Origin of the sequence: Streptomyces sp. NPDC020875 (genome assembly GCF_040641415.1) — a bacterium.
Taxonomy (GTDB): Bacteria; Actinomycetota; Actinomycetes; order Streptomycetales; family Streptomycetaceae; genus Streptomyces.
On sequence record NZ_JBFADP010000041.1, the window covers coordinates 51,654 to 70,417 of the forward strand.

Genomic DNA, 18,764 nt, shown 5'->3' on the forward strand with positions numbered 1-18,764 from the left:
CTCCGCTTGGCGCCGTCTCGTCCCGGGCTTGGCTGTCACGACTGCACCATCCGTTCATTAGAGCTAAGATCTAGAGTAATACTACACAAGGTTGTTCCGTGGGGAGGCAGGTATGGTCGCAGAGCCTGATATACAGACGGGTGAGCGGGTCGAAAGGGTGCCCAAAGGATTGGTCCCCCTGCTCACCACCGGCATGGGGCTGGCGATGTTCGTCCTCTTCGCCCTCGGTGCCCTCGGACCGTCACTGCTGACGGAACTCGATATCTCGCGGTCCCAGTTGGGCACCCTGACCGCGCTCGCCTTCGGCACCGCCTCACTCCTCTCCCTCTACGCCGGGCACGTCACCGATCTGCTCGGCGGCCAGCGGACCCTGGTGGCCATGCTGGTCACCGTCGCGATCGCCTTCACCGCCCTCGCGGCGGGCGGCAGCTACGGGTGGCTGCTGGTCGCGCTGGTCCTCGCCGGAGTGGCGCAGGCATTCGCCAACCCGTCCACCAACCGGCTGATCGCCACGCATCTGCCGCCGCCGCGCAGACCCGCCGCGATAGGAGTCAAGCAGTCCGGCGTCCAGTTCGGCGCCTTCGCCGCAGGTCTGCTGATACCTTCCCTGGCCTCTGCCCTCGGGTGGCGTACCGCCCTCGCCCTGGTCGTCCCGGTCGCCCTGGCCGCCGCCGTGGTCGCCGCCCGACTGCCCGCCGACCGTCCCCAGGGCGAGCGGCCCGCCGGGAGCCTCCTTCCTGAGGCCCCCAACGCGGCCGCCCGCTGGCTGATCGTCTACTCCCTCGGCGTGGGTACCGGACTCGCAGCCCTCAACACCTATCTGCCGCTCTACGCCCACGAGGAGTTGGGCCTCGGCGCCCGGACGGCCGGTGCCCTGGTCGCCGCGCTCGGCGCCGCGGGCATCGTGGCCCGGGTGCTCTGGACCCGCTACAGCGGCCGGCTCGCCGATATCTCCGTCGCCCTGGTGACCCTGGCGGCCGTCGCAGTCGCCTTCGTGGTCCTGATCCCGCTCGCCGAATCGGCCACCGCCCTCGTCTGGGCCGGAGCCATCGGCCTCGGCGGCTCGGCCGTCGCCGCCAACGCCGTCTCCATGGTCGCCGTCGTCCGCAGCCCCGCCTTCGGCGCCACCGGCCATGCCTCCGCCCTGGTGTCCATGGGTTTCTTCGGCGGCTTCGTGGTCGGCCCGCTCACCTTCGGACTGCTCGCCGACGGCTCCGGCGGCTACCCCGCGGGCTGGGCCATGGTCGGCGTCGCCTTCCTCACCTCCGTCGTCTGCGGCTTCCAGGTACGCCGGACGGTGCGCGGATGAGCGGCCCGACCCGGCTCGAAGGAACCGAGACCCCCTTACGCCCGGCGGGCACACTCTTCCGGCCGGTCGACGGCGGCTACGAACCCACCGGCCTCGCCATCGGCCCCTGGCACGCCGAACGGCTGCACGGCGGCGCCGTCGCGGCGCTCGCCGCCCACGCCGCCGCCGCCGAACTGGGCCCCGAACGGCCCCTGGCCCGGATCTGCGTCGACTTCCTCGGCCCCGTTCCCGCGGCCCCCCTGCGGATCGATGTCCGCCCGGTCCGCAGCGGCCGGAGCTTCGCCGCCGTCGACGTCACGATCACCGCCGACGGCACCCCCGTCGCCACCGCCGGGGTACTCGGCGTCCGCCGGGCCGCCACCGATCTGCCCCCGGGGCTGCCCGGTGAGCCCGCCGCCCCGCCCCGCGACGGCGGCTGGGCCGTCGCCGACCCCTCCGACCATCCCTCGTTCAACCGCGACGCCACCGAGACCGTCCTGGTCGACGACCCGGACAACCCGCTCGGCGCCACCGCCTGGGCCCGGCTCCGTACCACCGTCGCAGGGGAACCGGGCGCGCCCGAACAGGCCGCGATCGCCCTCGCCGACCTCACCCACGGCATCGGCGCGATCCTCCCGCCCGACCTCTACCGCTGGACCAACCTCGATCTGACGGTCCACCTGATCAGGCCGCCGGTGGGCGAGTGGATCGCGCTACGGGCCCGGACCCGGCCCGGCGTCATCGGCCGGGGCGTCGCCGAGGCCGTACTCATCGACACCGCGGGGGAGTTCGGCACCGCCGCGCAGACCCTGCTCATCACCAAGGAGTGAGCCGCCGGTGACCCACGAGAACCATCACCACGCGATGACCGACGGCGGATCCGGCGCAGGATACGACGGCCGGGCCGCCGCCGACCGGATGATCGAACGCGTCCGCCGGACCGCCGACGAGGTCGGCGAGCGGTTCCCCCTCTACGCCGACCCCGCCACCGGCGTCTGGACCACCACCCGCCGGGGCTCCTGGACCGGCGGCTTCTGGGCCGGGCTGCTCCGGCTCACCGCCGCCCGCACCGGTGACCCCGCGGACCGGGCACGCGCCACCGCCACCACCCGCCGACTGCGGGAGCGCGCCGCCGACGACACCGACACCCGGGGCATGACCTTCTGGTACGGGGCCGCCCGCGGCACCCTGCCCGGCGAACCGGCCGAGGCAGCGGAAACGGCGGAGACGGTACGGGAGGGCGCGGCGGCGCTCGCCGCCGCCCGCCGCCCCGACGGCTCCGGCGGCGAGTACATCCCCCTCGGCTCGGCACTCGGCCACGGCGAACGCGGCACCACGACCCTCGGCGTCGACGCCGCCGCCGCCGTGATCTCCCTGCTCGCCCGGGCCGGACGGACCCACGGCGAACCCGGCTGGGAGAAGCTGGCCGAGGCCCACGCCACCGCCGTACTGACCCACTGCGTCACCCCCGACGGCACGGTCCTGGCCACCGCCCGGCCCGGCGACCCCGCCCCCGCCGGCCCGGCCCACCCCGGCTGGCCCCGCGGCCACGCCTGGGGCATGGCCGCCCTCACCACCGCCGCCCGGTCCCTGCGCTCACCCGCCCCCGTCTTCCTCGAAGCGGCCCGGCGCACCACCGACGTCTGGCTGGAGCGCACCGGGGGGACCGTACCGCCGTGGAGCTTCGACGACCCCACGGGCCCCAGGGACACCTCGGCCGGGGCGATCGCCGCCGAGACGATGCTCCGCCTCGCCGACACCCTCGACGGACCCGACGCCGTACGGTACCGGCGGGCCGCGCACCGGCTGATCGCCCGGCTGGTCGAGGACCACCTCGGCCGGCCGGGCCCGGCGGAAGGAGCGCCCCCAGCGGGGGCCCTGCGGGACGGCTGCTACGACATGGCCACCGGGACCGCCGTCGCCCACGAACTGATCTGGGGCGACTACTTCCTGCTCGCCGCACTGCTGCGCCCCGCCCCCACCGGGTGACCCACCGAAACGGCGGGTGCCGGTACGGAGACCCGTACCGGCACCCGCCGGACCACCCGCCGTCGCGGCGGCGGCCGTCAGAACACCTCCACCACCGTGTCGGGACCGGTGGCGAACGGCTTCAGCAGCCGCTTGGCGACCGTATGGGCGTGCAGCTCGTCCGGACCGTCGTAGATCCGGGTCGCCCGCGCCCGCCGGTACATCCGGCTGATCGGGGTGTCGTCGATCAGCCCCTCGGCGCCGAACACCTGCACCGCGCGGTCCAGCACCTGACAGAGCGCCCGGGACGCCAGCACCTTCGCCGCCGCGACCTCCACATACGCCCGCCGGCCCGCGTCCACCGCGGCGGCGGCCCGCAGCACCTGCGCCCGCGCCGACTGGATGTCCGTATACGAGTCGAAGACATGCTGCTGCATCAGCTGCTTCGCGGCCAGCGGCTCACCGAAGGCGCTGCGGGCATGCAGCCGGTGACCCATCAGATCGAAGGCCCGCATCGACTGGCCGAGCCACTGCACCGCGCGCAGCGTCCGGCCCAGATCGAGCCGCTCGCCCGCGACCGGGAAGCCCTTGCCGCGCTCGCCGATCCGGTACTCGTCCGGTACGACGACATGGTCGAACGCCATCTCGACATGGTCCCCGGTCGTCCCCAGCACCGACAGCTCCCGCACGATCGAGAAGCCCTCGGTGTCGGTGGGCACCAGGAACATGGTGAACGCCTGGCCGTTCGGCACGCCCAGCGGCTCCGTACGGCACATCACCGTGATGAAGTCGGCGTGCGCGCCCCGGCTGAACCACTTGCGGCCCCGGATCGACCAGCCCCCCTCGCAGGGCTCGGCCCGGGTCGTCATCAGCGACGGGTCCGAACCGGAGCGGCCCGGCTCCGACATCCCGTAACAGGGCATCACCTCACCGCCGACCAGACCCGGCAGCCAGCGCTCCCGGACCGGTGCCGCGGCGTGCCGGTGGAGCATCAGGGCGTCGAGGAGGTGTTCGGAGCCCAGGACGGCGGGGCCGAACTCGGACGCGCCCTCGGCCTCACCGATATGGACGTACTCGGCCAGGGAGAGAGCCCGGCCGCCCAGCTCCTCGGGATGGGCCAGCGCCCACAGCCCTTCGGCCTTCGCCTTCCCCTGGAGGTCGCGCAGCAGGGCCCGCGCCTCCGGGGTGCCGGAGGCCAGTACGGGCTCCGCCGGGAAGACCTCGTTCCGGATGAACTCCCGGACCTGACGGCGGAGGGCCGCGATGTGCTCGGGGAGGGCGAACGGATCCTGCACGGTGGTGCCGTCGCCTCTGTTGTCGATGTCGTCGGCGGAGTGAGTCAGCTGCGTGTTCATCGCGAATCTCGTCCTTCGGCCACGGGCTCAGGAGGCGGGGGAGTCGGCCGTCAGCGCGGCCTTCAGTACGTGCTTGTCGACCTTTCCGGCCGGGCTGATGGGCAGCTCGTCGAGGACCACCAGCCGCTCGGGCAGCTTGGCCCGCTCCAGACCGCGGTCCTCGAAGAGATAGCGCCGCAGCTCGTCCAGGTCCGGCACCGGCTGACCCGGCAGCGGCACCACCCAGACACAGACCTGCTCGCCGAGCCGCGGATGCGGAATACCCAGACAGACGGCGCTCTTCACCGCCGGATGGGTGTTGACCAGCGCCTCGACCTCGGCGGGGCTGATGTTGAGCCCGGCCCGGATGATGATCTCCTTCTGCCGGCCGGTGATGTTCAGCCGCCCGTCGTCGTCGATCCGCCCCAGGTCGCCGGTGCGCACCCAGCCGCCCTCGGTCCGGTAGAGCGCGTCCAGCTCGGGGGCGTTGACATAACAGAGGGGAGTCATCGGGCCGCGCGACCAGATCTCCCCGATCCCGCCCGGCGGCACCTCCGAGCCGTCCTCGGCGGTGATCCGGATCGTGGTGACATCGGGGTTGGGGCGGCCCGCCGTGCTCTGCACGGTCTCCAGATCGTCCTCGATCTGGGTATGGCAGTTGACCCCGTCGGCCGATCCGTAGAGATTGACGAAGGCGCAGCCGAAGGCCCGTACGGACTCCTCGACGGTACGCGGATCCACTCCGGCGCCCCCGCAGACCAGCCCGGTCAGGGACGAGGTGTCCACCCGGTCCGCCGCGTCGCCGCCGAGCCGGGGGTCGGCCAGCATCTCCTGGAACATCGTCGGCACGCCCATGATGTGCGTCGGCCGGTGCACCCCGATCAGCCGGACCGCCTCGGCGGAGCTGAACCGGGGCATGAGGACCAGACTGCCGCCCAGTACCGCGAGGGTGACGAAGGTGCCCGTGGAGCCGAACGACGACGCCAGCGGGACCATGAACATGATCCGGGGCGGTCCTTCGCCCCGGACCAGCGACCTGACGAACGCGCCCCGGCCGCCGGCCAGCGCGTTGTGCGAGTAGGCGACCATCTTCGGCTCGGCCTCCGAGCCGGAGGAGACCAGGATCCGGGCGACCGAGTCCGGGTCGGTCTCGGGCAGCGCCGCGGGCGGCTCGGGCAATTCGGCGAGCAGTGCGTCGACGGAGCGCATCCCGGGCAGCGGCTCGCCGGTGACGAAGACCTCCCGCAGCTCGGGCAGCTCCGGCCGCAGCTCCTCCATCAGCGCCCCGTAGTCGGTCTCGCCGACCTGACGGGTGATCACCGCGACGGTGGGGCGGGCCCGGCGGAACATGGCGTAGGTGTCCTGCCGCCGCCGGCCGATGGGGTACGGCAGCCCGATCGCGCCCACGGCGGCGACGGCCAGGTCCACCGCGCAGGCCAGCCGGCCGTTGCCCAGATTGACGGCGACCACGTCGCCGGGCCGGGTGCCCGCGTCGAGCAGCGCGCTCGCCAGGCCCAGCGCCGTACGCTCCAGCTCCGCGTAGCTCATCACGCCTTCTCCGTCGAGGACGGCGGGGGCGTCGGGCCGGGCGGCGGCGTGTTCCTGGAAGAGGGCGAACAGGGACTTGCCGGGGTACCGGCCCTCCGCGGTCCAGCGGGCGCGGAGCTCGGCGGGCACCAGGTCGTGGAAGACGGTGGCGGTCATGCGTCGAACCTCCAGGGGGCGGTGACGAGGGTGCACTCCTGACGGGTGAGGGCGCGCCGGGCGGCCGGCGTGTCCGGCAGGGCCGTCAGATCGGTGGCGACGGCGGTCGCCGGGACGCCCGCGGCGTCGAGTCCGGCCACCCACTCGGCGGTGGGCCGGGCGGCGAGCGACCGCGCCACCTCGGCCCGCAGCCGCTCCTCGGTCAGGGCGGTGTCGAGGCCGAGGGTCCGGCAGAGCCGGCCGACGGCGGTGTGGGAACGGGCCGACAGGGCGAGCCAGCCGTCGGCGGTGGCCCAGGGGCCGTCGAGGACCGGGGCGGCCGTGTTGCCGCAGCCGGGGGCGTGCCGGTTCCTGGGCCGTTCCAGGACGTCGTACTGGAGCACGGTCGAGGCCGACAGTAGGGACGTGTCGACCCGGAGTCCGCGTCCGTGGCGCTCCCGCCACAGCAGTCCGGCGATCAGCCCCTCCGCCGCGACCAGTCCGCCGAGTACGTCGATGAGCGTCATCAGGGACGGCCGGGGGGCGCCGTCGACGGCCATCTGCTCGGCCAGGCCCGAGTACGCCTGCGCCATGAAGTCCGTACCCAGGGGCGGGTTGTCGCCGAGGGCGTCGCCCCAGCCCGACGAGTAGCCGTAGACGAGCCGGGGGTTGACCTTCAGCAACTGGTCGGAGTCGAGTCCGAAGACGGCGGCCTTTCCGGGCGCCCAGTTGTGGAGGAAGACATCCGCCTCCCGGACCAGTTCGACTACGGAGGCCCGGCCCTCGGGGGACTTGAGATCGGCCCAGAGCACTTCCTTGCCCCGGTTGAGGGCGATGAAGCGGGCGGAGCAGTCGCCGACCATCGGCGGCATACCGCGCAGCGGATCGCCGTCCAGGGGTTCGATCCGGACCACCCGGGCGCCGAGCAGCCGAAGGACCAGGGTGGCCATCGGGGCCTGGATCCGGCGTCCGGCCTCGACCACGGTGATCCCGCGCAGCGGCTGGTCGGCGGTGGGCGGTACGGCCCCGGGCGCCTCGGGCGCCGGGTCGTCGGACGGGGTGAACCGCCAGGGCCCGGGCACCTTGCCGTCGACCAGCGCGTCGCGGTCCTCCCGGCGTTCGTCGACGGTACGGATCCGGCAGACGCTCATCCCGGTCCGCTCGGCGATCGCGGTCAGGGTCGCGAAGTCGTGCTCGGCGACGGCGGGGGCCAGGGTGGCGGGCAGCGGTGAGACCGCCTTGGGGTAGCGCATCACGAAGGGCTGGTAGGCGCGGCGCACATCCTGCACGGGGACGCCGAGTTCGGCCCAGAACGCCTGCCAGGGCCGCTGGTCGAGGGCTTCGATCTCGAACAGGACCCCGTCCCGGCTGCGGAACGGCGGCCCGTTCTCCGGGGCGTCCTTCGGCACGATCTCGTCGTCGTCGGCGCTGGCGGCGGCCAGGTACTGGGAGATCGTCAGCAGACCGGCGTGGGTGACGGTGGTGCCCACCGAGGTGATCCCGGTGCCCCGCTCCCGGGCGACCAGGGCGGCCAGGACGCCCTGGGCCGCGATCACACCCGAGCAGGCGGAGGCGTAGTCGACGGGTATCCGGGTGGGGACGCCCGTCCGCCTGCCGTGGACGGCCATCAGACCGGCGGCGGCCTGGACGGTCGTCTCGTCGAGGACGCCGTTCGTGCCGGGATCGGACCAGTCGATACGACAGTCGAGCAGGGGGCCCGCAGAGCCCTGAGCCGTGAGGCGCAGGGCCTGGTCGGCCCCGTCGTCGTCGCGGACGACATCGGCGCCGAGGGCGGCGAGGTGACGCAGCAGGACATCCCCGGCGGGCAGACGCTCCGGGTAGGCGACGGTGAAGCCGGCCAGGGGGGCGGCCCGGTGGGTGAGCGGGCCTCCCTCGTGTGGTGCGGTGGTTTCTGAAGGGGCGGTGGCAGCCATGTGCATGCTGATCTCCTTCATGGTGTTGGGACCGGTGACAGCACGGGCGTGCGATGGGGGGAGACGGGTCCCGGCGGAGGCGCGGGGGTGCCCGTGAGCGGTGGCGTGACCGTTCCCGGCGTCAACGGCGGATCGGCCGGTGCTGGGGAGAGGGGGAACGGAGGTGGTACCGGCCGGCCCGGCCGGATCAAGGGGCGTCAGCGCCGCAGCGCGCCGACCGCCGGAGAGGTCCTGCGGACCAGGACATGGGGAGCGGCCGGGGGAGCGGGCCGGGCGTCGGCCAGTTCCAGGGTGCCGTCCGCCCGCAGCCGGGCGAGCCGGCCCGAGGCCAGCAGTGGATCGGGGTAGCCGGGCTGGGTGCCGCCTGGTGGCAGGGTGGCGCAGGAGAGCGCGCAGCCCTCGGCGCGGAGTTCGCCGACGATCCCCGGCGGCAGGGCGCGGCCGGACTCGTCCAGGATCCGGACCCGCACATTGGGCGCGGGGCGGCCGATCGGGGTGAACGGGTTGGCCGGGTCCCCGGCGGACTTCGCCGGTTCCGTGCCCGGCGGCGGCAGTTCGCGTACGGTCCACGGCAGTGGCGCGCCGTCCCCGCTGAACTCGGCGAAGAGCCGGGCCCCGGGGAGCCTCGCGGCATGCCGCTCCATCGGCCGGTCGCCGGCCGGTTCCCCGGTCAGGACGACGGCCCGGGCCCCGGGGGCGGCCGGGCGGTCCACGGCGGCCAGGACCCGGCCGTACTGCTCGGCGGTGAGCAGGGCGTCGGGCCGGGAGTCGCCGGTGAGATGGCGGGCGACGGAACGGTGGGCGTCCGCCGCCGCCGGATCGTGCCAGCGGAGCAGACCCCCGCAGGCGAAGGCCCACCACATGGCGGAGACGAAGACCGGGTCCCAGGGGCGGGCGCAGACCGCGATCTCCCCCGATGCCCGGCCGATCCGCCGGATCCTGGCGAGGGTCGCGGACCCCCAGGCGTCATGGGCGGAGAGCCGGGCGCCGGGGCGGCCCCGGTCCGGCGTGTCGACGAGGCAGTACGCGACGTCGGTGAAGCCCGAGCGGGGCAGGGAGGGCTCGGGGGTTGTCCCCTCCGGGCCCCGCTCGGGGGCTTGATGGGCCTGCCGCGCGGAGAGCGTGCGGCAGTACGGTTCCCAGGGCGCTACACCGGGCCCGTCCCCGAGGACGTAACGGGCCCCGCTCAAAGCGGTCAGCTCCCGGGCCCGCAGCCGGGTGACCCGGCCGACGGGCAGACAGACCGCGCCCGCCTTGAGTACGGCGAGCTGTTCGACGACCGCCCGGAACGGACGGTCGCTCACCACCACGACGGGCTCGCCGAGCTGGACGCCGGAGCGGACCAGCAGGCCCGCCAGCCGGGACGCCTGCGCCTCGACCTGCGCGTAACTGAGCCGGTGGTCCCCGGCGGCGACGGCGGTCGCCGCCGGTAAGGCGCGGGCGATCCGGCTGAAGGTGGCGTCGAGCGTGGTGGCCGGGACCGGGGCGAGGTTCTCGTCCCAGCGGGCCAGGTCCCGGGCGTCGTCCGGGGAGACCAGCGGTACGTCGCGGACCGTGGCCGCCGCCGTGTACGGGTGGTGCCAGGCGTGCCGGAGCCGGTCCGCCTGGCGGGCCGATCCGGTGACGGGTATCGCGATGGTCCCGTCGGCGCGGTGGAGGATCTCCAGCCGGACCTGTTCGGGCAGACCCGAACCGGCGTTGGCGGTGGTGGCGACGACCGATCCGGCGTCGCCCACGAGGTCGCCGGTGAGCCGGGCGGCCTCGGGGAGGGTGATGGTACGCGGCAGGACCAGCCGGCCGCGGTCGACTCCGTCGGCGCGCAGCCGGACGGCGCCGTCGACGGACTGACGGCCGAGGACGGTGAAGGCGATGGCGTGGATCACATGATGGAGCGGTCGGCCCCACTGGGCGGACAACGTAGCGAGTCTGGCTCCGCAGTCACCGGAGAGTTCCGGACAGTGACCGGGTGAGCTGCTGTCTCCTTGCATCTGGCGTTCCCCCTACTGCCATCAAAGGTCGCCATATGAATACTCTAGCGTCCAACTCCAGTCAAGGACGATCATTTTCCGCCGATGCTGATCAGCCTAGGTAGTCAAGCTCAGCTTGACTAGAGTGGAGCTTTAGAGGAAAGCTTTAGTTAATTTTAGTCAGTAGTGCGGAGGAGAGTCATGAGCGGTGTTCTCCAGGGGAAGAGGGCGGCACTGCTGCTCCTCACCTCGGTGGAGCTCGTGGTGTTCTTGGATGTGTCGATCGTCAATGTGGCGTTACCCGCGATCGGCGCGGCGCTGGGTCTGACGGTGGTCGGCCTGGCCTGGGTCGGCACCGCCTACCAGGTGACGTTCGGCGGGTTCCAGCTCGGTGCCGGACGGGCCACCGACATCCTCGGCCGGCGGCGGATGTTCCAGATCGGCCTCGCGGTCTTCACCTTCGCGTCGCTCCTCGCCGGACTCGCCGCCTGGGACTGGATGCTGATCGCCGCCCGCGCGCTCCAGGGCGTGGGCGCCGCCATCCTGATCCCCGCCGAACTCTCCCTGCTGACCGCGATCTTCACCGACCCGGCCGCCCACCGGCGGGCCTTCGGCTGGTGGAGCGCGATGGGCGCGGTCGGCGCCGCGGGCGGTGTGGTGCTCGGCGGACTCATCGTCGAACTGCTCAGCTGGCCGTGGATCTTTTTGATCAACGTCCCGATCGGTGTGGTCGGACTCTTCCTCAGCGGGCGGCTGCTGCCCGCGGACGACGTGCCGTCCCTGGCCGGGGTCCGGGCCCGGCTCGACGTACCCGGCATCGTCACCGGCACCGCGGCGCTGCTGCTGCTGGTCTATGTGGTCACCATCGCGGCCGAGGGCGACCTCGACGCCCTCACACTCCTGCTGGGCGTGGTCGGCGCGGCGCTCGCGGTCGCGTTCGTGGTGGTGGAGCGCCGCTCCGACGATCCGCTGCTGCCCTTCCGGTTCTTCCGCAACCCCGACATCACCGGCTCCACCCTGGCCAGCGTGATCGTGGGCGCGGCCCATGTCCCCGCCTTCGTCTTCCTGGCGCTCTACTTCCAGGAGGTACGGGACTACACCCCGCTGGAGAGCGGACTCGCGGTCCTCCCCATCGCCGTGGTCAATCTGATCGTCTCCCGGACCCTGATCCCCTCGGCGCTGGCGGCCTGGGGCCCGCGAATGGTCCTCACCCTCGGGATGGCCTTCCTCGCGGCCGGTCTGCTGATGATGAGCAGGCTCCCGGTCGGCGCCGACTTCCTGACGGACTATCTGCCCGCCGCCGTCGTCTTCGCCGTCGGACTGCCCGCCGTCTTCGTCGGCTCGACCATTCCGGCGGTCAAGGCCGTGGAGGTCCATGAGACCGGGGTCATCTCCGCCGTCGTCAACACCGCCCAGCGGATCGGCGCGGGCCTCGGCATCGCCGTACTCGCGGCCCTCGCGGAGGCCAGGACCGACGCCGTCGACGGCCCGTCCGACGCCTTCGCGGTCAACGAGGGCTTCCAGCTCGGCTTCCTCGGCGCCGGACTGCTCGCCGTGGTCGGCGTACTGATCGGCATCTGGCTGATCCGCCGCGGCCGGGCCCTGGACGAGCATTCGCCCGACACCCCGGCCGAGGACGACGAGACCATGAAGCCCGCCGACGCGGACGCCTGAACCCCGCGCGGCCCCCGGAGCCCGTGCCCGGGGGCCGCGCGGTCCGGCGCCTCCGCGACGGTCACGGCCCGGCAGTGCTGACGGGCCGGGCGATGTCGTCCGGTGATCGGTACGGCCGGGCGGCGCCGCCCTCTACACGTTGCCGGGCGCCGCTCTGCGGGCGTGCCACTCGCGGGCGATCTCGTCCAGGTCGAAGGGCTTGAGGCCCAGCGGCGGCCCCGGCGGGGGACGCAGCATCATCTGCTGGATCCGGGGGTTGATCTCCCCGACCAGTCGGCGGGCCGCCGACTCGGTCGGCGCGGCCCAGGCGGCGGCGAGGACGTCCTCGACCTCCTTGCGCAGTGCCAGCGTCGGCGGCAGCGACGAGAACCCCTCGCGGGCCATCTTCCGCTTGATCCACCAGTTCTCGTCGTACGGCGCCTCGACGGCCGAGGGCAGGGGCTCGCCGATGCCCGCCAGCGACGCGAATTCACCGCGTCGCTCCGCGTCACCGATCTGCCGGTCCACCCAGGACTCGAAACTCACGCCCGGCGGCTTGCGTTCCGTCATGCCCCCAGTGTCGCACCGGACCGGCGGAACGCCCCGGGCGAGACGGCGACCCCCGTACCCGTCGGCGGTCAGCCGTGGCACCATGCCGTGATCCATTCGCCGAAGGGGCGGACGGCAGGGGAGAGGAATACGGGTGCGGGAGAGCGACCGAACCGAGAACGGCACCACCGGCGCGGCGGCCGCGACGGCCGCGGAGAACAAGGGCCTGGACCGGGTACTGGCCCTGGGCACCGTATCGGCCGCGGCGGCCGTCTTCACCGCCGTCGTCGCCGGATACATGGCCCTGGTGGCGTTCGGGAACATCACCGACTTCGGCACCAACCGGGAGTTCGTCCGGCACGTCCTCGCCATGGACACCACCTTCCGGGACGACGACGTCATGTGGCGGGCCGTCGAGTCCCGTACCGTCGCCGATATCGCCTACGTCGCGATCATCGTTTGGGAGACCCTGACCGCCGCCGTACTGCTGCTCGCGGTCGGCTACTGGGCGCGGGGGCTGCGCCGGGGCGGCGATCAGCGCCGGGCCAGGCGGGCGAGCACGCTCGGGCTGCTGATGGTGGTGCTGCTCTTCGGCCTCGGCTTCGTCGTCATCGGCGGGGAGTGGTTCCAGATGTGGCAGTCCTCGGACTGGAACGGTCTGGAGCCCGCGGGCCGCAATGTGATGATCGCCGCGTTCGGCCTGGTGCTGGTCCAGCTCTCCGCCAACTCCGGCCGGGGAGAGGGAGCCCGCCCCGACACCACCTGACCCCGATCACGTGCCGATAGGGGAATACCGGAGTCCGCCCGGGTGTCGATCACACATACGACGTCCCGGGCTTCGGCCCGTCAACTCCCTTACGACACGGGCTCGTCGAGCCCGGGAACAGGCGGCAAGGATGAGGCGCTCCACCTTCCGGCGGCGAACGGCGGCGGCCGTCGTCGCGGTCACCACCGCCGCGCTCGCCCTGACCACGGCCCCCGGTACGGCGACCGCCTCCGGCGACGACCGCCCGCACCGCTGGACCGGGGCGTGGGGCGCGGCGCATCAGGCGCCGGTCGACGTGCCGGGCTGGCCGCGCACCTGGTCCGTCGACGGCTTCACCGACCAGAGCGTGCGGCAGGTCGTCCGGGTCGCCGCCGCGGGGGAGCGGCTGCGGATCCGGGTCTCCAACGAGTACGGCGCCCGCCCCCTGCGGGTGGTCGCCGCGACGGTCGGCCGGACCGGTGACGGTGCCGCGGTCCGGCCCGGCACCGTCCGGACCGTACGGTTCGGGGGCGATGACGGCATCGTCGTACCGCCGGGCCGCGAACTGGCCTCGGACCCGGTCGGGCTGCCGGTACGCGCCCTCGAACGGCTCACGGTCACCCTGCACTTCGCCGGTCCCACCGGCCCCGTCGGCTTCCACCCCGAAGGACTCACCACCACCTACCGCGCCACCGGCGACCGCACCCGGGACACCTCCGGCGGACCCTTCGCCGGAGAGACCGCCTACTCCTACTACGCGCTCTCCGGAATCGATGTCACCGGCGCCGAGGCCCGGGGCACGGTCGTCGCCTTCGGGGACTCCATCACCGACGGCTACGGATCGACCCCCGACGCCGACAACCGCTATCCCGACCAGCTCGCCGAGCGGCTGACCGAGGCCCGCTCCCGGCTCTCCGTCGTCAACTCCGGAATCAGCGGCAATCGGCTGCTCTCCGACTCGCCGTGCTTCGGAGTGAAGGCGAAGGACCGGTTCGGGCACGATGTGCTCAACCGGCCCGGGGTGCGTAAGGCGGTCGTCCTGCTCGGCGTCAACGACATCGGCGCCGCCGGTCTGGCGGACTTCGGCTGCGGGGTCGCCCCCGCGGTCACCGCGAGCCAGTTGATCGACGGCCACAAGGATCTCATCCGCCAGGCCCGGGCCCGGGGCGTCGAGGTCGTCGGAGCGACCGTCCTCCCCTTCAAGGGCACCGGGGACGGCTACTACACCGAGACCAAGGACCGGGTCCGGCAGGAGGTCAACCACTGGATCCGCACCAGCGGCGCCTACGACGCGGTCGCCGACACGGACCTGGCCCTCCGCGACCCGGCCGACCCGGCGCGGCTGCTGCCCGCCTACGACTCCGGTGACCACCTCCACCCGAACGACGCGGGACTCGACGCGCTGGCGGCCGCGGTTCTGCCGCATGTGACGGGGGATTGACCGGCTGTCACCGCGTGATAGCCGAAGTGACCGCCTGGCGCGATCAGGGGCGGGCAAATCGCCCCTCTCTCCTCGATGCCGTGGAAATCGGCGACCGCTTACGATGTATCGCGCCAACTCGTCATCGATGTTTCAATTCATGTTTTTGCCGTACAGGATCCCTCGCTCTTAACGTCATTCTCCGTCGCCTCGACCGAGGTGGCGGAGAGTGGGGATTCTTTATGTTCAATGGTGAAAGAGGCAGTCGCGCCGATCGCTTTTCCGCATTTCGTCGTTCCCGGCTGACAGGGGCTCTGGGCGCCTTCGCCGTCGCGGTGTCGCTCGTATCCTTCCAGGGGGCTTCCGCGCAGGCGGCCGGATCCGGGGGGTCTGCCAACTGTCAGCTGCCGCCCGGTCCGCTGAGCGTCATCGAGCTGCCCGCAGGGTCGTCGGTCATCGACTGCGATGCCGTCGGACGCGTCGTCGAGGACGGCGGTGTGGGGCTGACCGTTCCCGAGCCGGGGTACGGGGTCGAGGTCTCGGCCGTGTCCGTGTCGGGTCCCCCCGAGCACTTCGAGATCCAGGTGAGCGACGCGGGCATCATCTCCTACGACCTCCCCTCGGACGGCCTGACGCCCGCGGGTGGGGTCGACACCCCGGAGCCCGCCCCGCCCGTGGACGAGATCCCGGACACCCCGCCGGGCACCCCGGACACCCCGGACGGCGTGGCGGACATACCGTTGCCCGGTGCCACCCCGATCCCGGACACCGACAGCGCGGCGGCCCCGGGGGCATGCAGCACCAGCGCCTTCAAGAGCAACGGCCGGAAGGAGTACGGCACGTACAAGTGGTACATCGGCGACGGCGGCATGCCCGCTGGTCTGTCCCGGACTGACGCCAAGAATGCCTTCGCCGACGCCATCAACAACATCACGGACGGCTACAACAACTGCAACATCGTGAGCCTGGTCGGCCCCAACGCCAGTTACCAGGGGACCACGACGTTCGAGGCCGACATCAACAACAAGAGCCAGTGCACGGCCCGGGACAAGAAGAGCACCTGGGACGCGGGTGACCTCCACAACGACCACGCGGCCGTGACCTGCAGCTGGTTCAAGTCGCAGCCGCCCGCTCTGGCCGACGTACTTGAGGCTGATGTCCGGTACAACACCGCGGACACCAAATTCACCAACAATCCGACCAGCGGTTGCTCCGAGAAGATCGATATTCGGAGTGTCGGCACCCATGAGGCCGGGCATCTATTTGGCCTCGGGCATGTCACTGGAAATGCCAATGTGAATCAGACCATGTACTGGCAATCCTTTTGGTGCAGCACCGCTGCCCGCACGCTGGCCCGGGGCGACATGAACGGTCTCAACTACATCTACTGACGCACAACGCGGTCACGGGCGGCCGGGGGCGCCGTACGACTGCGCCCCCGGCTTTCGTGCCTCAGAGCGCCAGCAGCGCCCGTACCGGCACCCCCGGGTCCGCCAGCGGGCGGGTCGCCAGGCGGATCAGGGGGAGCGGATTGTCGTCGCCCGCGATCCGGTTGGCGCTGACTCCCTCGCAGGACAGGCAGCGGTGGATCACCAGCCATTCGCCGTCCGGGCGGACGGCGAGGCCGATCGCCGTCATCCGGCCCCGGCACCGGGACGCCCGGTCGCCGGGTATCCGGGCGTCCAGATGGAGGCTGGCCAGACACTGCGGGCAGTGGTTGCGGTGCGCGGTGCCGGGCGCGGTGACGGACACGTCGAGACGGCAGCCGACACAGCGGAACGACTCCCCGTGTTCACCGCCCCGGCCGTGCAGGACGTCCTTGGTCCGCTGGGGGCGGGGTCCGCCGCGCCGCCCGGCGGACCCGGACGCGGTCTTCCGTGGTTGTTCGGTTCTTCTCACCCGTCGTGGCACGGGGGTGTTCCTTTCGTGGTTCGTCCGGAGGGGGCGTCGGGTCTCACAGCTCGCCGAAGGGTTCCAGCGGGAACGGGGGCGTGGCGAGGGGCCGTACGGCCATCCGCATCAGGATCAGATGGTTGTCGTCGGGGCTGACGGGTCCGGTCGCCAGCTCCCCGCAGCGGGTGCAGCGGTGAACGACGGTCCAGTCGCCCGCGCGCAGCACGGCCACCGAGACGGGGCTCATCCGGGCCCGGCACTCGGAAGGGCCGCCGTCGACGTGGTCGTCGAGATGGCGGGAGTTCAGACAGCTCGGGCAGTGGTTGCGTACGGACCCCTCGGGGTCGAGGGTGCCGACGGTCAGCCCGCACCGGACGCAGGTGAAGGTGTCGGCGCGCGGTACGGGATGCGCGGTGGACGGCTGCTGACGGGAAGGGCTGTCGCCCTGGTGGGTGGACACTCGGGTCTCTCCTGGCTGGAAGCGTGATGACAGCGCGAGGAGGCCGGGCGGCACTCGGGGAGCGGCGCCGGAGCGGTCCGGACGGCATATCGCCGTGACGTCGGCCGGGCGCGCGGGAACGCGCCGGGAGCGGCGGGGCGGATGACGGCGTACGGGACGGGGACCGGCGTTTCACCGGAGGGCGGGGCGAGGTGACCCGGGCGACGGGTGCGCCGGAACCGCCCCGTGACCCGAGGGTCAGGGGCTTCCGGGGACAGCCGGGGTCAGTTGCCGGACGCGCTCACGGTGTGACGAGGCACGCTCGGCCCGGGCCGGGGCATACGACAGCTCTTTCCAGGGCGTGGGAGCCCGAACAGTGGCACCGGACGGCACCACGACGACGAGGGCACCCCGTCGGGCGGGGTACTCCGGCACGCTAACAGGGGGTTTCGGGAGGCCGCGAACGATTTTCCGGCGCCGGGCCGGGGACGGCGCGGGTACGCCACGGCGGGGCGAGCGGTGGCCGCGTACGCCACGGCCGGGTGACGGCCGATGTCTGCCCCACGGGCCCCGGCGCGCGGTCGTCGCGTACGGCACATCCCGTTCCGTCGTGGTCCATCGCGGTGTGGCGTGTTCGGCCGTGGTTGCCCGGACGCCACCCGCCCGGCCGCCGATATCCGGCGCGCGCCGTTCAGTAGCCGCCGTACGACGCCCCACGCCCCGGCCCGCGACCTCGCGTACGACCCCGGCCGCCCCGGCCCCCGGGCGGCCGGTGGCGCAGCGCCCGGGGGAGGGCGAACCAGAGCGTGCCGAAGAGCGTCGCGGTGGCGCTCGCCAGGACGATCGCCGCCGGAGTGTCGAGGACCACGTCCATCAGCAGGAGCACCGCCCCGGTGAGGGCGAGGGCGAGGACCGCGAGACCGGCTTCGGTGAGCCGGGTGGAGAGCGCCACGATCCGGCGTTTGGCGCCCTGGTGGAAGAGTCCGCGGTGCAGGGCGACCGGGGTGGCGAAGACCGCCGCGGCCACCACCGACAGCATCAGGGTGACCACATAGACCGTCCGCTGGTAGCCGTCGAGCCGGCCGAACCGCTCGGTGAAGGCGATCGCGAGCAGGAAGGCGAAGAGGATCTGCACCCCGGTCTGGACGACCCGCAACTCCTGGAGGAGTTCGGTGAGATTGCGGTCTGCCCGTTCCATGGGGGTCTCGCGGCGCGCCGCCGGAAGGCGCGGTACGGGAGGAGTCGGCATGGCCCCACTCTCCGCCCCGGGCGGGGCGTTCGGCCGGGTGCCGCGCCGGGCAGGTGCCGGAACCGGTGCGGCACCCTGCGGAACGGGGGCGGAACGGCGCGGAACCGGGACGGACCACTCCGGTCACGCCGGGCCCTGCGTTCCCATCCGCCGCTGCGGTGCTGTGCCGTCCCGCCGGGAAAATGGCCTGGTCCGGGGGCGGATGGCAGAACAGGACACCGGCAGGGACCGGGAAGATGGTCAATCCATCTCATACGGACACCGACGGCTCCGCGGGGACGGGTGTATTTTTTGCCGCCACCCCGTCGGCGGCCCCCGGCCGGAGGACGGACTCCACCGGCGGACTTCCGGCCGGGACAGCGGAAAGCCGTCGCATGTGACCCGGATCACCCGGCGTACCGGAACTCTTTGCCCCGCTTTGGTGAACCGGGGTGCCGTTTTCCTCGTGGTACTTCGGGGTCACGGCGTCCGTACGGCTCTGATCTGCCCGGCGGGCCGCGGGGCGCCCGCCTGGTACGTGTCGGCACCCGGCCCCGGGACCCGCCCCGGCGGACCGGCTAGCGGAATCGGGAAAGCGGTTACCCGTTCGGCGGCCCCGCCGTCATGACGGCGCGCCGGGGCGCGAGTGTGTGCCGGTTCCGG

The 18,764-nt window shown here is 72.8% G+C and carries 15 protein-coding genes; 7 read left to right on the forward strand and 8 right to left on the reverse strand.

Features of this window, described 5'->3' with window-relative positions:
- Window positions 1-112: 112 nt before the first annotated feature.
- Genes AB0G74_RS23320 through AB0G74_RS23330 form a run of 3 tightly spaced genes read left to right on the forward strand, consistent with a single transcriptional unit; the run spans window position 113 to window position 3,277 of the window.
- Window positions 113-1,309 carry an MFS transporter gene (locus tag AB0G74_RS23320; RefSeq protein WP_361149362.1) on the forward strand — a complete coding sequence of 399 codons (1,197 nt, stop codon included), beginning with the start codon at window positions 113-115 and terminating at the stop codon, window positions 1,307-1,309.
- Complete coding sequence (locus AB0G74_RS23325; protein ID WP_361149365.1) at window positions 1,306-2,118, forward strand: thioesterase family protein; 813 nt, start codon at window positions 1,306-1,308, stop codon at window positions 2,116-2,118. Before AB0G74_RS23320 ends, AB0G74_RS23325 begins: the two co-directional genes overlap by 4 nt.
- A gap of 7 nt (window positions 2,119-2,125) precedes the next feature.
- Window positions 2,126-3,277 (forward strand): sugar ABC transporter permease, encoded by a 1,152-nt coding sequence (locus AB0G74_RS23330; RefSeq protein WP_361149367.1) that lies wholly within the window; start codon window positions 2,126-2,128, stop codon window positions 3,275-3,277.
- A 77-nt stretch (window positions 3,278-3,354) separates the two neighbouring features.
- On the opposite strand, the gene AB0G74_RS23335 is transcribed toward AB0G74_RS23330, so the two are convergent.
- The 4 genes from AB0G74_RS23335 to AB0G74_RS23350 form a co-directional block, all read right to left on the reverse strand.
- Complete coding sequence (locus AB0G74_RS23335; RefSeq protein ID WP_361149370.1) at window positions 3,355-4,611, reverse strand: acyl-CoA dehydrogenase family protein; 1,257 nt, start codon at window positions 4,609-4,611, stop codon at window positions 3,355-3,357.
- A gap of 27 nt (window positions 4,612-4,638) precedes the next feature.
- A complete protein-coding gene (locus tag AB0G74_RS23340) occupies window positions 4,639-6,294 on the reverse strand; it encodes a class I adenylate-forming enzyme family protein (protein ID WP_361149373.1) in 1,656 nt (551 codons plus the stop codon).
- Window positions 6,291-8,213 carry a CoA transferase gene (locus AB0G74_RS23345; RefSeq protein ID WP_361149376.1) on the reverse strand — a complete coding sequence of 641 codons (1,923 nt, stop codon included), beginning with the start codon at window positions 8,211-8,213 and terminating at the stop codon, window positions 6,291-6,293. Before AB0G74_RS23345 ends, AB0G74_RS23340 begins: the two co-directional genes overlap by 4 nt.
- A gap of 191 nt (window positions 8,214-8,404) precedes the next feature.
- Window positions 8,405-10,123, reverse strand: coding sequence for an AMP-binding protein (locus AB0G74_RS23350; RefSeq protein WP_361149379.1), 1,719 nt, complete (start codon window positions 10,121-10,123; stop codon window positions 8,405-8,407).
- Window positions 10,124-10,375: 252 nt separating this feature from the next.
- On the opposite strand from AB0G74_RS23350, the gene AB0G74_RS23355 reads away from it, so the two are divergent.
- Window positions 10,376-11,848: an MFS transporter gene (locus AB0G74_RS23355; protein WP_361149382.1), complete on the forward strand. Its 1,473-nt coding sequence runs from the start codon at window positions 10,376-10,378 to the stop codon at window positions 11,846-11,848.
- Between the two features lie 132 nt (window positions 11,849-11,980).
- Here the strand turns inward: AB0G74_RS23355 and AB0G74_RS23360 are convergent, their stop codons facing one another.
- Window positions 11,981-12,397 carry a DUF1992 domain-containing protein gene (locus AB0G74_RS23360; RefSeq protein WP_361149385.1) on the reverse strand — a complete coding sequence of 139 codons (417 nt, stop codon included), beginning with the start codon at window positions 12,395-12,397 and terminating at the stop codon, window positions 11,981-11,983.
- Between the two features lie 205 nt (window positions 12,398-12,602).
- On the opposite strand from AB0G74_RS23360, the gene AB0G74_RS23365 reads away from it, so the two are divergent.
- The 3 genes from AB0G74_RS23365 (at window position 12,603) to AB0G74_RS23375 (ending at window position 15,932) form a co-directional block, all read left to right on the forward strand.
- Complete coding sequence (locus AB0G74_RS23365) at window positions 12,603-13,142, forward strand: DUF2165 domain-containing protein (RefSeq protein ID WP_361149431.1); 540 nt, start codon at window positions 12,603-12,605, stop codon at window positions 13,140-13,142.
- A 130-nt stretch (window positions 13,143-13,272) separates the two neighbouring features.
- Complete coding sequence (locus tag AB0G74_RS23370; protein ID WP_361149389.1) at window positions 13,273-14,562, forward strand: SGNH/GDSL hydrolase family protein; 1,290 nt, start codon at window positions 13,273-13,275, stop codon at window positions 14,560-14,562.
- 221 nt (window positions 14,563-14,783) lie between these two features.
- Window positions 14,784-15,932, forward strand: coding sequence for a matrixin family metalloprotease (locus AB0G74_RS23375; protein ID WP_361149392.1), 1,149 nt, complete (start codon window positions 14,784-14,786; stop codon window positions 15,930-15,932).
- Window positions 15,933-15,993: 61 nt separating this feature from the next.
- Here the strand turns inward: AB0G74_RS23375 and AB0G74_RS23380 are convergent, their stop codons facing one another.
- From AB0G74_RS23380 to AB0G74_RS23390, 3 genes are all read right to left on the reverse strand, one after another.
- Window positions 15,994-16,353 carry an RNHCP domain-containing protein gene (locus tag AB0G74_RS23380; protein WP_361149433.1) on the reverse strand — a complete coding sequence of 120 codons (360 nt, stop codon included), beginning with the start codon at window positions 16,351-16,353 and terminating at the stop codon, window positions 15,994-15,996.
- A gap of 142 nt (window positions 16,354-16,495) precedes the next feature.
- Window positions 16,496-16,894 (reverse strand): RNHCP domain-containing protein, encoded by a 399-nt coding sequence (locus AB0G74_RS23385; protein ID WP_361149395.1) that lies wholly within the window; start codon window positions 16,892-16,894, stop codon window positions 16,496-16,498.
- A gap of 670 nt (window positions 16,895-17,564) precedes the next feature.
- Window positions 17,565-18,122, reverse strand: coding sequence for a DUF6328 family protein (locus tag AB0G74_RS23390; RefSeq protein ID WP_361149398.1), 558 nt, complete (start codon window positions 18,120-18,122; stop codon window positions 17,565-17,567).
- Window positions 18,123-18,764 lie beyond the last annotated feature (642 nt).